This is a genomic window from Pseudomonas vancouverensis (genome assembly GCF_004348895.1).
GTDB lineage: Bacteria > Pseudomonadota > Gammaproteobacteria > Pseudomonadales > Pseudomonadaceae > Aquipseudomonas > Aquipseudomonas vancouverensis.
In genome coordinates this window covers 35,921-50,446 of sequence record NZ_RRZK01000017.1, presented here as the reverse complement: position 1 = coordinate 50,446, position 14,526 = coordinate 35,921, and the positions used below count along the sequence as shown (strand labels likewise).

Annotated in this window: 15 protein-coding genes; 5 read left to right on the top strand and 10 right to left on the bottom strand. The window is 59.4% G+C overall.

Annotated features, from left to right (window positions below; genetic code table 11):
- The first annotated feature begins 292 nt into the window (after nucleotides 1–292).
- From EIY72_RS13290 to EIY72_RS13275, 4 genes are all read left to right on the top strand, one after another.
- Nucleotides 293–2,065 (top strand): N-acetylglutaminylglutamine amidotransferase, encoded by a 1,773-nt coding sequence (locus tag EIY72_RS13290; protein WP_093216187.1) that lies wholly within the window; start codon nucleotides 293–295, stop codon nucleotides 2,063–2,065.
- Nucleotides 2,066–2,068: 3 nt separating this feature from the next.
- Nucleotides 2,069–3,814, top strand: coding sequence for an N-acetylglutaminylglutamine synthetase (gene ngg, locus EIY72_RS13285; RefSeq protein WP_093216182.1), 1,746 nt, complete (start codon nucleotides 2,069–2,071; stop codon nucleotides 3,812–3,814).
- A 154-nt stretch (nucleotides 3,815–3,968) separates the two neighbouring features.
- On the top strand, nucleotides 3,969–5,159 hold the full coding sequence (locus EIY72_RS13280) for an osmoprotectant NAGGN system M42 family peptidase (protein WP_093216176.1): 1,191 nt from the start codon (nucleotides 3,969–3,971) through the stop codon (nucleotides 5,157–5,159).
- Between the two features lie 209 nt (nucleotides 5,160–5,368).
- Nucleotides 5,369–5,596, top strand: coding sequence for a YheU family protein (locus EIY72_RS13275; protein ID WP_008060849.1), 228 nt, complete (start codon nucleotides 5,369–5,371; stop codon nucleotides 5,594–5,596).
- 5 nt (nucleotides 5,597–5,601) lie between these two features.
- Here the strand turns inward: EIY72_RS13275 and csrA are convergent, their stop codons facing one another.
- The 3 genes from csrA to EIY72_RS13260 all read right to left on the bottom strand — a co-directional run bounded on the left by csrA (nucleotide 5,602) and on the right by EIY72_RS13260 (nucleotide 7,136).
- Nucleotides 5,602–5,787 (bottom strand): carbon storage regulator CsrA, encoded by a 186-nt coding sequence (gene csrA, locus EIY72_RS13270; protein WP_093216171.1) that lies wholly within the window; start codon nucleotides 5,785–5,787, stop codon nucleotides 5,602–5,604.
- 135 nt (nucleotides 5,788–5,922) lie between these two features.
- Complete coding sequence (locus tag EIY72_RS13265) at nucleotides 5,923–6,255, bottom strand: YnfA family protein (RefSeq protein ID WP_093216166.1); 333 nt, start codon at nucleotides 6,253–6,255, stop codon at nucleotides 5,923–5,925.
- A 65-nt stretch (nucleotides 6,256–6,320) separates the two neighbouring features.
- The gene (locus EIY72_RS13260; protein ID WP_093216161.1) at nucleotides 6,321–7,136 is read right to left on the bottom strand and encodes an SDR family oxidoreductase; all 816 of its coding nucleotides are present in this window, start codon (nucleotides 7,134–7,136) and stop codon (nucleotides 6,321–6,323) included.
- 279 nt (nucleotides 7,137–7,415) lie between these two features.
- On the opposite strand from EIY72_RS13260, the gene EIY72_RS13255 reads away from it, so the two are divergent.
- On the top strand, nucleotides 7,416–7,574 hold the full coding sequence (locus tag EIY72_RS13255) for a DUF3309 family protein (RefSeq protein ID WP_172825980.1): 159 nt from the start codon (nucleotides 7,416–7,418) through the stop codon (nucleotides 7,572–7,574).
- A gap of 57 nt (nucleotides 7,575–7,631) precedes the next feature.
- Here the strand turns inward: EIY72_RS13255 and EIY72_RS13250 are convergent, their stop codons facing one another.
- The 7 genes from EIY72_RS13250 to EIY72_RS13220 form a co-directional block, all read right to left on the bottom strand.
- Nucleotides 7,632–9,731 carry an LTA synthase family protein gene (locus EIY72_RS13250; RefSeq protein WP_093216156.1) on the bottom strand — a complete coding sequence of 700 codons (2,100 nt, stop codon included), beginning with the start codon at nucleotides 9,729–9,731 and terminating at the stop codon, nucleotides 7,632–7,634.
- Nucleotides 9,732–10,062: 331 nt separating this feature from the next.
- Nucleotides 10,063–10,668 carry an START domain-containing protein gene (locus tag EIY72_RS13245; protein ID WP_093216150.1) on the bottom strand — a complete coding sequence of 202 codons (606 nt, stop codon included), beginning with the start codon at nucleotides 10,666–10,668 and terminating at the stop codon, nucleotides 10,063–10,065.
- Between the two features lie 40 nt (nucleotides 10,669–10,708).
- A complete protein-coding gene (locus EIY72_RS13240; RefSeq protein WP_093216145.1) occupies nucleotides 10,709–10,963 on the bottom strand; it encodes a YkgJ family cysteine cluster protein in 255 nt (84 codons plus the stop codon).
- 165 nt (nucleotides 10,964–11,128) lie between these two features.
- The gene (locus EIY72_RS13235; RefSeq protein ID WP_093216140.1) at nucleotides 11,129–11,632 is read right to left on the bottom strand and encodes a translation initiation factor 2; all 504 of its coding nucleotides are present in this window, start codon (nucleotides 11,630–11,632) and stop codon (nucleotides 11,129–11,131) included.
- Between the two features lie 73 nt (nucleotides 11,633–11,705).
- The gene (locus EIY72_RS13230; RefSeq protein WP_093216135.1) at nucleotides 11,706–13,145 is read right to left on the bottom strand and encodes an aminotransferase-like domain-containing protein; all 1,440 of its coding nucleotides are present in this window, start codon (nucleotides 13,143–13,145) and stop codon (nucleotides 11,706–11,708) included.
- 212 nt (nucleotides 13,146–13,357) lie between these two features.
- The gene (locus EIY72_RS13225; protein WP_093216131.1) at nucleotides 13,358–14,170 is read right to left on the bottom strand and encodes an OmpA family protein; all 813 of its coding nucleotides are present in this window, start codon (nucleotides 14,168–14,170) and stop codon (nucleotides 13,358–13,360) included.
- Nucleotides 14,167–14,523 carry a DUF4398 domain-containing protein gene (locus tag EIY72_RS13220; RefSeq protein ID WP_197678823.1) on the bottom strand — a complete coding sequence of 119 codons (357 nt, stop codon included), beginning with the start codon at nucleotides 14,521–14,523 and terminating at the stop codon, nucleotides 14,167–14,169. The genes EIY72_RS13225 and EIY72_RS13220 overlap by 4 nt, the downstream gene beginning before the upstream one ends.
- Nucleotides 14,524–14,526: the final 3 nt, after the last annotated feature.

Sequence of the window (14,526 nt, the reverse complement as noted above, 5' to 3'; positions counted from 1 at the left end):
CAATATCCTTATTGCATTGAAAGTGACTCAGTTTATGAGCGCACTCTCGGGATAAAAAAACGCAAATACCGGATCGAACCAGCGCATCTTCAAACAACATCCCGGATGCATCCCATCAATAATTACCACCACGGCAGCCCGAAGTTCTGCCTCGCGAGTGTTAACCCGCCTGCCACTGCTTATAACCGATCGATCTAAAACTCCGCCAACCACGACGGGTCAGTTTCTGAGTACCCGCCGTTTTGACGGGTACCGATTGACCATCCCCAACGGAAAAACCGGTAAGGAACTTATGTGCGGATTAGCTGGCGAGTTACGTTTTGATCATCAACCTGCAGACCTTGCAGCCGTTGAACGAATCACCCATCACCTGGCGCCTCGTGGCCCCGATGCCTGGGGTTTTCACAGCCAGGGACCGGTTGCCCTGGGCCACCGACGTCTGAAAATCATGGACCTGTCGGACGGCTCGGCGCAGCCGATGGTCGACCCGCAACTGGGCCTGTCCCTGGCCTTCAACGGCGCGATCTACAACTTCCCCGAATTGCGTGCCGAGCTTGAAGCGCTGGGTTATGCGTTTTACTCCGGTGGTGATACCGAAGTCTTGCTCAAGGGTTATCACGCGTGGGGCGAAGCCATGCTGCCGAAACTCAATGGCATGTTTGCCTTTGCCATCTGGGAGCGTGATGCCCAGCGCCTGTTCATTGCTCGCGATCGCTTGGGAGTGAAACCGCTGTACCTGTCACGCACCGGCCAGCGCCTGCGTTTTGCTTCGGCACTGCCCGCCTTGCTCAAAGGCGGCGACATCAATCCGATCCTCGACCCGGTGGCGCTCAATCACTACCTGAACTTCCACGCCGTGGTCCCGGCGCCGCGCACGTTGCTGGCGGGCATTGAAAAGCTGCCGCCAGCGACCTGGATGCGCATCGACGCGGACGGCCATACCGAGCAGAAAACCTGGTGGACACTGCCTTACGGCCCTCGGGACGATGAGAAGAGCCTGACACTTGAAGACTGGCGTGACCGCGTTCTCGACAGCACCCGTGAGGCGGTAGCCATCCGCCAACGTGCAGCTGTGGATGTCGGTGTCCTGCTGTCCGGCGGCGTGGACTCGAGCCTGCTGGTGGGCTTGCTGCGTGAGGTTGGCGTCGACAACCTGTCGACTTTCTCCATTGGTTTTCAGGATGCCGGCGGTGAGCGCGGCGACGAGTTTCAATACTCGGATCTGATTGCCCGCCATTACGGCACACAGCATAACCAACTGCGCATCGACGAGCGCGAAATCATCGAACAGTTGCCCGCGGCCTTCCGCGCCATGAGCGAACCGATGGTCAGCCACGACTGCATCGCCTTCTACCTTCTATCCCGTGAAGTAGCCAAGCATTGCAAAGTGGTGCAGAGCGGCCAGGGCGCCGATGAACTGTTCGCCGGTTACCACTGGTACCCGCAAGTGGACGGCGCCAGTGATCCGTATGCCGCGTACCGCGAAGCATTTTTCGACCGCAGCTACGACGATTACGCTGCCACCGTGCAACCGCAATGGCTGACGGCCAACGATGCTGCAGGTGACTTCGTCAAAAGCCATTTTGCCCATCCCGGCGCCGAGGCTGCCGTCGACAAGGCCTTGCGCCTGGACAGCACGGTGATGCTGGTCGACGACCCGGTCAAACGTGTCGACAACATGACCATGGCCTGGGGCCTGGAAGCACGCACACCGTTTCTCGACTATCGCCTGGTGGAACTGTCGGCCCGGGTGCCGGGCAAGTTCAAGCTGCCGGACGGCGGCAAGCAAGTGTTGAAAGAAGCTGCGCGACTGGTGATTCCAAGCGAAGTGATCGACCGCAAGAAAGGCTATTTCCCGGTACCGGGCCTCAAGCATTTGCAGGGTGACACGCTGAACTGGGTACGCGAGCTACTGCTCGATCCGAGCCAGGATCGTGGTCTGTTCAACCCGGCGATGCTCGATCGTTTGCTGACCGATCCGCAAGGTCAACTGACACCGTTGCGCGGTTCGAAACTGTGGCAACTGGCCGCCCTCAATCTGTGGCTCAGCGAGCAAGGAATCTGATCGATGAAACCTCATGCCACTGCGCTGAGCCAACGCCTGCTGCGCGGTCAGACGCCCTCCTATGAACGCTTGCAGGCACGCCTGGCCGAAGACCGTAGCGAACTGGGCGCACCTCCGATTGCCGTGCATTGCGGCTGGGGCCGGTTGTTGATCGGTCACACTTTTGCCGATCCTGCGAGCCTTGCCGGAGAACTGCTCAACGAGCAGCCCGGCGAACGGGACATTGCCTTGTATGTCGCCGCGCCCCAGCAGGTACTGGGGCTTGAGCCGGCACAGCTGTTTCTCGACCCGTCCGACACCTTGCGTCTGTGGTTCAGTGACTACCGCCCGGCGACGCGGGTGTTTCGTGGTTTCCGCATCCGTCGTGCGCAAAGCGAGAGCGATTGGCAGGCGATCAATCAGTTGTATCAGTCCCGCGGCATGCTGCCGATCGACGCTTCTCTGCTCACGCCACGGCACCTCGGTGGCCCTGTGTACTGGCTGGCCGAAGACGAGGACAGCGGCGCCGTCATCGGCAGCGTCATGGGGCTCAATCATCACAAGGCGTTCAACGATCCCGAGCATGGCAGCAGCCTCTGGTGCCTGGCGGTCGACCCGCACTGCGCACGCCCGGGCGTGGGTGAAGTGCTGGTGCGTCATCTGATCGAGCATTTCATGAGTCGCGAACTCGCCTGCCTCGATCTGTCAGTGCTACACGACAACCGTCAGGCAAAGAACCTCTACGCCAAACTCGGTTTTCGCAACCTCTCGACCTTCGCCATCAAGCGCAAGAATGGCATCAATCAGCCGCTATTCCTCGGGCCCGGCCCTGAAGCCGATTTCAACCCCTACGCGCGGATCATCGTCGAAGAGGCGCATCGTCGTGGCATCGATGTGCAGGTCGATGACGCCGAGGCCGGGATGTTTACCTTGAGCCATGGCGGGCGTCGAGTGCGCTGTCGCGAATCCCTCAGTGACCTGACCAGCGCCATCAGCATGAGCCTGTGCCAGGACAAAAGCCTGACCCACAAGGTACTCAAGGCGGCCGGTCTCACCGTGCCGAATCAGCAAAGGGCAGGCAATGCCGATGACAACCTGGCCTTTCTCGACGAACACACACGTGTGGTGGTCAAGCCGCTGGATGGCGAGCAGGGTCAGGGGGTGGCCGTGGATTTGCGCACCATCGAAGAGGTCCAGCAAGCGATTGAAGACGCCCGGTCCTTCGATACGCGCGTGCTCCTGGAAAGCTTTCACGAAGGCCTCGACCTGCGCATTCTGGTGATCGGCTATGAAGTGGTCGCCGCTGCGATCCGGCGTCCCGCCGAAGTGGTGGGTGACGGACAGCATGCCATCGGCGCCTTGATCGAAGCACAGAGCCGGCGACGGCAGGCGGCGACGGGGGGCGAAAGCAAGATTCCGCTGGATCACGAAACCCAGCGCACTCTGCATGCCGCCGGGCACGACTACAGCAGCATCCTGCCGGCTGGCGAGCATCTGTTTGTGCGGCGTACTGCCAATCTGCACACCGGCGGCACGCTGGAGGATGTCACTGCGATTCTGCATCCAACCCTGGTCGATGCCGCCGTGCGTGCGGCGCGAGCACTGGACATTCCCATGGTGGGTCTCGACCTGATGGTGCCGGCGGCGGATCAAGCGGAGTACGTATTTATCGAAGCCAACGAGCGTGCCGGACTGGCCAACCATGAACCGCAACCGGTGGCGGAGCGATTTGTCGACTTGCTGTTTCCGCACAGCCAGCCGGCGGTTTGAAAACCCTTTGCTGCCTGGGCTGGCCCCATCGCGAGCCAGCGCGCTCCCACATTAGAGCCCAATCCCCTGTGGGAGCGAGCTTGCTCGCGAAGACGGCCTGACAGGCACCGATCATCTGTCAGAGAAACATGATCGCCCTACATCAGGAGTTTCCATGACCACTAAAATTCCCGAACCCGACCTGAACTACCTGCAAAAAGTCCTGCTGGAAATGCTCGCCATTCCCAGCCCGACCGGGTTCACCGACACCATCGTGCGCTACGTCGCCGAGCGCCTTGAAGAGCTAGGCATTCCTTTCGAGATGACCCGTCGGGGCACCATCCGCGCCACGCTCAAGGGCAAGAAAAACAGCCCGGACCGCGCCGTCTCCGCCCACCTGGATACCATTGGCGCCGCGGTACGCGCAGTGAAGGACAACGGCCGCCTGACCCTGGCGCCGGTCGGCTGCTGGTCGAGCCGCTTTGCCGAGGGCAGCCGCGTCAGCCTGTTTACCGATAACGGTGTGATCCGTGGCAGCGTGTTGCCGCTGATGGCGTCCGGGCATGCCTTCAACACCGCCGTGGATGAAATGCCGATCAGCTGGGATCACGTGGAGTTGCGCCTCGATGCGTACTGCGCCACCCGAGCCGATTGCGAATCCCTGGGCATCAGCGTCGGTGACTTCGTCGCCTTCGATCCCTTGCCGGAGTTCACCGACAGCGGTCACATCAGCGCCCGACACCTCGATGACAAGGCCGGTGTGGCGGCACTGCTCGCCGCGCTCAAAGCCATCGTCGACAGCGGCGAAGCCTTGATGATCGACTGCCATCCACTGTTCACCATTACCGAGGAAACCGGCAGCGGCGCAGCAGCGGCATTGCCTTGGGATGTCAGTGAATTCGTCGGCATCGACATTGCACCGGTCGCGCCCGGCCAGCACTCCAGTGAACATGCTGTGAGCATCGCCATGCAGGATTCGGGCGGCCCGTATGACTATCACCTGTCGCGGCACCTGCTGCGCCTGGCCAGTGACAATGACGTGCCGGCACGCCGAGATCTGTTCCGCTACTACTTCAGTGACGCCCACTCGGCGGTCACTGCCGGCCATGACATTCGTACCGCCCTGCTCGCCTTCGGCTGCGATGCCACCCATGGCTATGAGCGCACGCACATCGACAGCCTGGCGGCGCTGAGTCGCCTGCTCGGTGCCTACATTCTCAGCCCGCCGGTGTTTGCCAGCGATGCGCAACCGGCCAAAGGGTCTCTGGACAGGTTCAGCCATCAGCTGGAACATGAAACGCAGATGGAGAGCGATACGCGGGTGCCGTCGGTGGATAGCCTACTGGGCCAGCGGTCAGACAGCTGATCTGAAATCTGTTTTGTCCTCTCCATCGCCATCGCGAGCAAGCTCGCTCCCACAGTAGTCCAGGTTGCCTGGAGGTTTATGGACCGCTCTCAAACCTGTGGGAGCGAGCTTGCTCGCGAAGCGGCCGTCTGAACGACGCCTGTGTCACAGACTGGCGACAAGCCCCTATTCGCCGTAGCATCGCGCCATTGTTCTGAGCGAGGCCCACCATGCTGATTCCCCACGACCAACTTGAAGTCGACACCCTCACCCGCCTGATCGAGGATTTCGTGACCCGGGACGGCACAGACAACGGTGACGATACGCCGCTGGAAACCCGCGTGTTACGCGTTCGTCAGGCCCTGATCAAGGGCCAGGCACTGATCGTTTTCGATCCCGAAAGCGAACAATGCCAATTGATGCTCAAGCACGACGTTCCCAAGCATCTGTTCGACTGAACGCGTCAGCGCTCCTTGGTCTTCGTCAGCTCGACCTGGATGCGTTCATAGATTTCCGCGCGATGCACATTGATCTCCTTGGGTGCCTCGACACCAAAGCGGATGCTGTTTCCGCTGATCTCCAGAACGCGCAAGGAAATGCTGTCGCCGATCGAAATCACTTCGCCTACAACGCGGCTGAGTACGAGCATGAGGTGTGTCCTTCAAGGATTAACGGTCCTTGAAGATGCCCGGCAGGTGGCGCACCTACAATGCAGCGGCAGTAATCCAGACCGGACCTACAAATAACTCCCACACTCCTTACGGAAATGTCTGACAAAGAGAGGTCAGGAAGTGGTGAACCGTGGACCGAACAGAATGATGCTTGCGCCTATCACGCACAGCGCCACGCCGATCCAGTCCGAACCCAATGGACGAATCCGCTCGACCACCGCCAGCCAACCGATAGAGGCAATGATGTAGATCCCGCCATAAGCGGCATAGGCCCGTCCGGCGTAGGTCGCCTCGACACGGGTCAGCAAGAGTGCGAACAACGTCAGGCTGATCAGTGCAGGCAGCACCCACCACACGCTTTTCCCCTGGCGCAGCCACATCCAGAAAGCAAAGCAGCCGGCGATTTCGAACAATGCGGCGAGAAAGAACCACAGATAATTGAGCATGCTTGCGTCTCGCGAGGATGGCCTGAAGGCGGCCACCCTAACGGCAGTACTTCCCGAGGGCAATATCAGCTTGCAGATTGCCTGGCCTTGGCGCGCATCTTGTCGGCCATGACGGTCATTTCGTTGTAGAGCAACTGCGGGTTCTTCTGCTTGAGCGCCCATGCCATTCGGCCTTGTTCGTGAGGCAGAATCATGAACTCGCCGGCGGCGACCTGCTGATAGATGTAGTCGGCAATGTCGGCGGCGCTGATTGGCGAGCTCTCCAGCAATTTGCCGACCTGCGCCTTCATCGCTGGCGTCGGGCCACGGAACGAGTCCAGCAGGTTGGTCTGGAAGAACGACGGGCAGACGACATGCACGCCGATTTCCTGATGGGCCAGCTCGATCAACAGGCTTTCCGAGAGCGCGACGACGCCGGCCTTGGCCACGTTGTAGTTGCTCATGGCCGGCCCTTGCATCAAGGCGGCCATGGACGCGATGTTGATGATCCGGCCTTTGCTTTTCTCCAGCAGTGGCAGGAACGCCTTGCAGCCTTTGACCACGCCCATCAGGTTGATAGCGATCTGCCAGTCCCAGTCTTCCAGGGACAACTCACTGAAGAAGCCGCCGGAGGCCACACCGGCATTGTTGACGATGACATCGATGCCACCGAGCTTGACTTCACAGGCCTGGGCAAACGCCGTCAACTGGCTGTAATCACGCACATCACAGCGCTGGATAAAGCCGTCGCCGCCAGCCTCGCGCACCATTTTCAGGGTTTCCTGCAAGCCCGCTTCGCTGACATCCGACAGCGCCAGTTGCCAGCCTTCGCGGGCCCAGCGCAGCGCGATTTCGCGACCCAGGCCAGAGCCCGCACCAGTGATCATCATGCGATTTTGCATAGCAAACAGCCTTGTTGTTCTCGGGGAAGATGCCTCGAGTGTAGCGAAGGATATTGTCAGACCCACGCTCAATCAGATTGCTGAATAGCCCGTGCAAACCCCGGGAAGTGTCTGTTGCACATGTCGGGAAACAACCCATCGGCGTTTATTGAAAATACCTGGAAAAAAGTTGGAATTTTCTCGTCGGCGCAAGAGTCGGAAATATTAAGCAGCTCGAATATCCGTCATTCCCGCTGACTGTTATCGGCATGGTCATTTACCTGCACTTTCAACAAGGAAATCGACATGGGCACAATACTTATCGTCATTCTGATCCTGCTACTGATCGGTGGTTTGCCGGTCTTCCCGCACTCCAGAAGTTGGGGTTATGGTCCATCCGGTATCATCGGCGTGGTGTTGGTCGTGCTGTTGATCCTGCTCTTGCTCGGTCGAATATAGAAATCGGCAGACAAAAAAAGAGGCCCTTGAAGGGCCTCTTTTTTATTGCGTCATAACTTACTTCTGTGTGCTCGGAGCGACACCGGCCGTGTTGTCCAGCAGACTCTTGGTCGCTGTTTGCAGGAACGCTTCAAGCTTGAGTTTCAACTCGGCAGTGCGTGGTGCATCCGGAACCACTTCAGCACTCGGCGTTGAACCCAGTTCGTACTTGTACATCTTCGGCGTCATGTCCTTGTCTTTTGGCAGCACCAGGATCTGGTCCGCCGTGACAATGGCCGTGGTCTGTTCACTGCCCGACGGCTTGATCACGCCAAACCCGGTGTCGCCTTCCGGCAGGTTGAGCAGATCGCGACCCCAGCATTGATGACGCACTTCGCCACCCAGACGGCCCATGATGGTCGGCACGATGTCGATCTGGGTGCCCACGGTGTGGTCACGCTGGCCGAACTTTTCCTGGATTCCCGGTGCGATCATCAGCATCGGCACGTTGAAGCGGCCCAGGTCCATTTCGGTGATCTGACGCTCGTTGCCAAAACCGTGGTCGCCGACGATGACAAACAGGGTTTCCTTGAAGTACGGCTCCTTGCGGGCCTTCTCGAAGAACTGGCCAAGTGCCCAGTCGGCGTAACGCATGGCGGTCAAGTGTTCGTTCAGGCTGCCACGGTCGGTCACGCGCTCGACCGGCAATGGCGTCGGCAAGGCGTAAGGCGTGTGGTTGGACAGGGTTTGCAGCAAGGCATAGAACGGTGGCTTGTCCTTGCCGTCGCGGGCTTTCAGTTCTTCCAGGCCACGATCGAACATGTCCTGGTCGGACACGCCCCAGGTCGGATCGGAGAACACCGGGTTGACGAAATCGTTACGGCCAACGAAGTTGGTCATGCCCTGGTTGCTGAAGAAGCCCGACTGGTTGTCCCAGGCAAAGTCACCGTTGTAGACATACACATCGTCGTACTTGCGAGCACTGAGCAACTGCGGCAGGCCCGACAGTTTGTGGCTGCCTTCCGGCGTCTGCATCAGGTATTCGAAACCCGGCAGGTTCGGGAAGCAGGCCATGGTGGCGAACATGCCCTGGTGGGTGTGGGTACCGTTGGAGAAGAAGCGGTCGAACAGCAGGCCTTCCTTCGACAGTTTGTCGAGGTATGGCGTGATGTTGCCCGGTGCGCCCAGGGCGCCGACCGAGTGACCGGCCATGCTTTCCATCAGGATCACGACGACGTTCTTGATCGGCAGGGTCTTGTCGGCCGGTGGCGTGTAGTCACGGCGCACGGCGGCGATGTCGCTGTCGACCAGCTTCTCGTCCGGCATCACCAGCATGTCACGCACGATCTGCTGCGCTTGCTGTTGTGGCAGGGTGGCTTTCCAGATGTTGTCGCGATCTTCGGACATGCGGCTCTTGGCGGCAGCGATCAGCTGCAAGGTGCCGTTGAGACCCAACTGGTTGGCGAAGTTGGACTCGGTGGTGTAGACATCACCCCAACGCAGCGGCGGGCCCTGGCGCAGGGTGCCACGGGCGGCAACCACGCAGATCAGCAGGCACACCACGAACACGGCAATGCGCGCGTACCACGGCGCTACCTGACGCGTACCGATGCTGCCGCCACTGAAGGGTCCGCGAGGACGGGTGGCGCGGTCGGCGCCCTTGAACGCCAGGCTCAGCAGCCAGGTGCCCACGGCCCACGCCAGCAGGTAACGAACTACAGGGAAACCGTACCAGAGCATGCTCATCACGGTTTTCGGGTCTTCCTTGACGTACTGGAAGACCAGGCCGTTGAGGCGCTGGTGGAACTCGCGGTAGAAGTCCATCTCCATCAGGCCGAGGAACAGCGCAATGCTGGAGACAATGGTCAGCCAGAAGCGGAAGAACCCGCGTGCGGCCATGGCCCGGGCACTGAACAGCGCCAGCAGCAACGGAACGCTGAGGTAGACCACCAGACGGATGTCGAAACGCAGACCGTTGGCGAACGCTTCGAAGAAGGTCGAAGCCGGTGTGTCGAGGATCATCTCGCGGTTGTAGACCAGCAGCGCCAGGCGCAGCAGGCTGAACATGACCATCATGACCAGGGCACACAAGAGCGTGTAGGCCAGATGCGATTTGACGGTCGGTTGCAGCAGGCGACTGGTAGGTCGCTGCTGATTCAGGGCGTCCGGGATTGCCATGTCGTTTTAGGACCCATTGGAAGTTGAAGTTTCAAATACAGCTGCGCCTAACCCTCTTTTGGCCAGTGACTGGTCCGGGGTTTGCGCGGTGCGCAAATGTTGCACGATCACTGACAGCATTGCCATTGATTACTCTTCCCTCTTCCACACTTTCATCCATGGACAGGATGCCAGGGCGTATTTCAGGGGCGGGCGAATTGTCTTGGAGGCCAAGTGAAAATTTCGTGCAACGCATATCCTGAAACAAATTAAAAGCACCGCCGCAACATGAAAACGCAAACGCCCCGAACCAGTCGGGGCGTTTTGACGATGCATCACTTCAACCGTACGGTTACTTCTCGGCACGCGCCTTGAGGGATTTCAAGGTATTGAACGGTGCGTCCACCACGAACTTGTTGGCCACCATCGACGGCACGCTTCCACCCGGCTCGGTGTGAACCTGATACGTCACTTCGATCTGGTCACCTTTGGGTACGAATTTCCAGAAGCCGTCGACCTTGGCAACGCGGACGAAACCTTTCTCTTCAGGCAGGTAGGTCGGCACACCTTCAAGTTTGCGGGTCAGGCTGCCGTCGGCACCTTCGATGGTGGTGACATGCAGGATCGAATCACGCGGGGTCACCGGCCAAGGGGTATTGAACTGGGTGTAGGTCCAGCTCTGATCACCCTCGTGCTTGAGCAACTTCTGGGTCTTGCACTCGTGTATCCAGGCGCAGGCACCGGCCACGTCTTCCTGCAAGGCGCGCAGCTTGGCCATGGAGGTTTTCATCAGGGTGACGCCCTGGTAGGCCTTGTAGTCGGAACCTGGCACTTCACTCAGGGAGACTTTGATGCCGTCTTCATTCTTGGCCACTTTCCAGTCTTCAGCCTGAGCGACCGAGGTGGCCAGCACGGCAGTCAAACCACACAGCACAGCAATACGATGCAGCGAACCCATAGTGTTATTCCTTATTGTTGAAGTTCCGTTCGTTGACACATCACGCCGCGGTCATTTGCTCCCACCAGCCAATCAGCCTGATCGCCTCTTCACTGCTGCTTCCGCACACTTCGGGATCGGCATCAAAGGCCGAGCACACGGCCGGCCGCTCCGGCTGACCAAAGATGTTGCACAGGTTTGCCGAAGACAACTGCACGCAGCGCTCCCCCGCAGCTTTGCCATGGGGCATGCCGGGAATCGGTGAACTGATGGAAGGGGCGATGCAGCAGGCACCACAGCCCTCACGGCATTTCATGACGACAAACTCCTCGCGACGAACAATGTGTTACAGGACGTGCCACAGAGTAACCGCTTAAACAGTTGTTTTAAATTACCCGCCAGCGGGTTTTTCATTTCAATCGGGCGTGACCGACCAGTCTCCGACAAAGCGTCTGGTCTGCGGCTTCCGGATCGGGTGACGTTATTGCTTGAACTGAATGTCGAGGGCCGCGCCTTCAACCTCGTGGCGCTCTTCATTGCGTCGCTGCAGCTGCATTTCATTGCTGAGCAACCGCCCATTGAGCTGGAACGGGCTGCTGCTGGTTTTGTCACCGAACATGGGCGGCAACAGCGCATCATGTTTGGGCAAGGGCACGGTACCGACGGGTTTCAGCTCCTGGACCATCTCTCGCGGCAAGCGCAAATCCAGCTGGGCGGATGGCAGTTCGGTTTTCACCACCTCACTGGCCGGTTTGGATTTTGAAGCAACAGGGGCGCGTTTTTTTGCGGCTGCCGCCTGTTTTTTTTCCGCCGCCGTCTGTTTCCTGGCTGGAGCGGCTTTTTTCACCGGCTCAGGCTCGTAGGGTGCGAGGTGAAAACTGCCGGTGGTCTGGAGTTCCTGCTCGGTGGCGGCGACGGCGGAGGCTGGCTGAACGCTCATCAACAGGCAAAACAGAAGCCAGACGGCAGGAAAAATCGGTTTCATGGACCCAACAGTGCAAACGGTAGAGGTGCATATGCTCGCCTGTTGCCGTCTACAAGACAAGCGCGGCCAACGGTCACAGGCCGCCAGCCGTCTCCTGACAGAGCTGGGTGGCCAGCATGCCCAGGGTCATCAGCGCACGATCGGCCTCACGGTTCCACGGTATGCCGCAATTGAGGCGGATGCAGTGATTGAACTGCTCGGTGTTACTGAAGATCAGTCCCGGCGCAATACTGATGCCCTGCTGCAGTGCCCGCACGTGCAGTTCCTGAGTGTTGACCCGCCCCGGCAGACTGACCCACAGGATGAAACCACCGGTAGGCCGGGTCATTTGCGTGCCTTCCGGGAAGTACTGCTGCACCGCCAGCTGAAACGCACTGAGGTTTTTTCGATACTCCTGGCGGATGTAACGTAAATGCCGGTCGTAGCCGCCATTTTCCAGATAGGCCGCGATGCCCATCTGCGTGACGCTGCACGCCGAATGGGTGCTGAAGGTTTGCAGGCGCTGGATTTCCTGCTGGTATTTGCCGGCGATCATCCAGCCGATGCGCACCCCTGGCGACAGGGTCTTGGAGAAACTCGAGCAATAGATCACCCGGTCCAGCCGGTCATAAGCCTTGAGTGACTTGGTACGGCCCTGCTCGAACATCAGTTCGCCATAGATATCGTCTTCGACAATCTGGATATCGAAGTCGGACGCCAGGCGCAGCAACTGTTTCTGCCGCTCTTCGGGCATGGTGCCACCCAACGGATTGCTCAGCCGGGTGGTCAGTACCAGCGCCTTGATCGACCACTGGTTGGCCGCCAGTTGCAGCGCTTCCAGGCTCATGCCGGTCGATGGATCACTGGGAATCTCGATGACCTTGAGCCCGAGCAGGTCGGCCAGTTGCAGCAAGCCGTAATAAGTTGGCGATTCGGCGGCAATCAGATCGCCCGGACGGGTCAATACGCGCAACGACATCTGCAATGCATCAACGCAACCGTGGGTAATCACGACCTCTGAAGGATCAACCACGACCCCGGCATCACGCATGCGGATCGCCACCTGGCGGCGCAAGGGCTCAAAACCGGGGCTGAACATGTAGCTGAAAGCCCGGGGGCTGTGGAAACGGGTGACCTTGGCCAATTGCTGATGCAACGCCCGCACCGGCAGGTAGTCGACACTGGGCACCGCTGCGCCCAGCGGGAACACGCCTTCACGACGGGATTCGACCAGGACCTGTTGAATGATGCTGCTGCGGGTGACCAGCCCCGGGCGTTCGACCCGCGCAATGTCCGGCGTCGGTGCCGTCAGCGCCGGTGTCTGGTGCACGTAATAGCCCGATTGCGGCCGCGCACGGATCAGCCCCTGATCTTCGAGGTTGGCGTAGGCCTGCAACACAGTTGCATGGCTGACGTTGAGCTGCGAGCTCATCTTGCGCACCGATGGCACGCGCTCACCCGGCTGGTACACCCCACGGCGGATGTCTTCAGCCAGCTGCTGAGCAATACGTTGGTAGAGCAAAAGATTGGTCATGACGCAGCACTCGATATCACGGGCATTTTATTATTAGTTTGAAACAATACCGGAACAGTTTAGAAGTGTACTGGGACAGTTGCCACAATAGTCGACCGTACAGTGCTGTGTCAGCAACATCTGTACTGGTTTGCGACGTGCTGCACGGATAATCCGCAGGCATAAAAAAGCCCGGCGCGCTTGGCGGGCCGGGCTTTCCAGTGACGCAACCCTTAGCGGGACGCGCCGAGCTGGCCGGTTTCGTCGGAGAACACAATTTCCACCCGACGGTTTTGTGCGCGGCCCCGCTCGGAGGCATTGGCATCCACCGGGTACTCATCGCCGTAGCCTTCGACCAGGATGCGCTTGTCGTCGATCCCCAGGTCCATCAGCAGATCCGCGACAGACTGCGCACGATCGCGCGACAACTGAAGGTTTTCCTGCTTGCCGCCGGTACTGTCGGTGTAGCCCTCGATACGCACCATGCGCTTGGGATTGAGCTGCAGGAACTGAACTATCTTCAACACCACGCGATTGGCTGAGTTCTTCAACTCGGCCTCGCCCGTATCGAACAACATGTCGCCCAGGGTCATCACCAGGCCACGGTCGGTCTGATTGGTGGTCATCGCGGCGATCTGCTCTTCAAGCCACTTGCCTTGCTGCTGCACACTCGCCAGTTTCGACTCACGCAAGGCCAATTGCAGGCGCTGGCGCTCCAACTCGAGCTTGGCCGCACGCTCTTCGTTAAGCGCCTGCTGAGTGTGCTCTCTGGCAATCGCACTGTAACGCTGGCTCAGGTAGGCGTAATGGACCACGTCGGAACCGCTGCCCCAGTAACTGGACAGGCGATCGGCGCGAGCCAGGGATTCGCCTGCGCGAATCACATCCTTGGGCGCAATGCGCAACACATTGGAATCTTCCTTGACCGCCTGGAAGTCGGCACTCGCCTGCTGCAGGGCATTTTCGCTGTGCTGGCCGGCACAGCCAAACAGGCTGGCGCTGCTCACCAGGATCAGGCTGCCGAATATTTTGCGTTTGAGGTTCATTCGGCATCTCCCAGTTGCTTGCGCAGTCGGGCAATGCGGGTATTGAGGACGTTCAGTTGTTCTTCGCTCTTGAGCGTCAGCACCTTGGCTTCAGCCAAGCGTGCATCCAGTTCGGCCTGCTCGGAGCGCATGCGCGCATTCTTGTAGGACTCATCATTCATGCTGCCTTTGGCGCGGTTGAACTTGTCTTCAGCCAATTTCATTTCCGGCATTTCGTCAGCGTTGGCACCCACGGCCTTGGCCTGTTCGAGTGCCTGTTCGGTCAGGCGCATTTGCTCGTTCGGCGCCGGATCGGTCGCACACCCCGCCAGGGCCAATACGGCCATGGCAGCGAAAAGAGGTCGAATACTCACTAA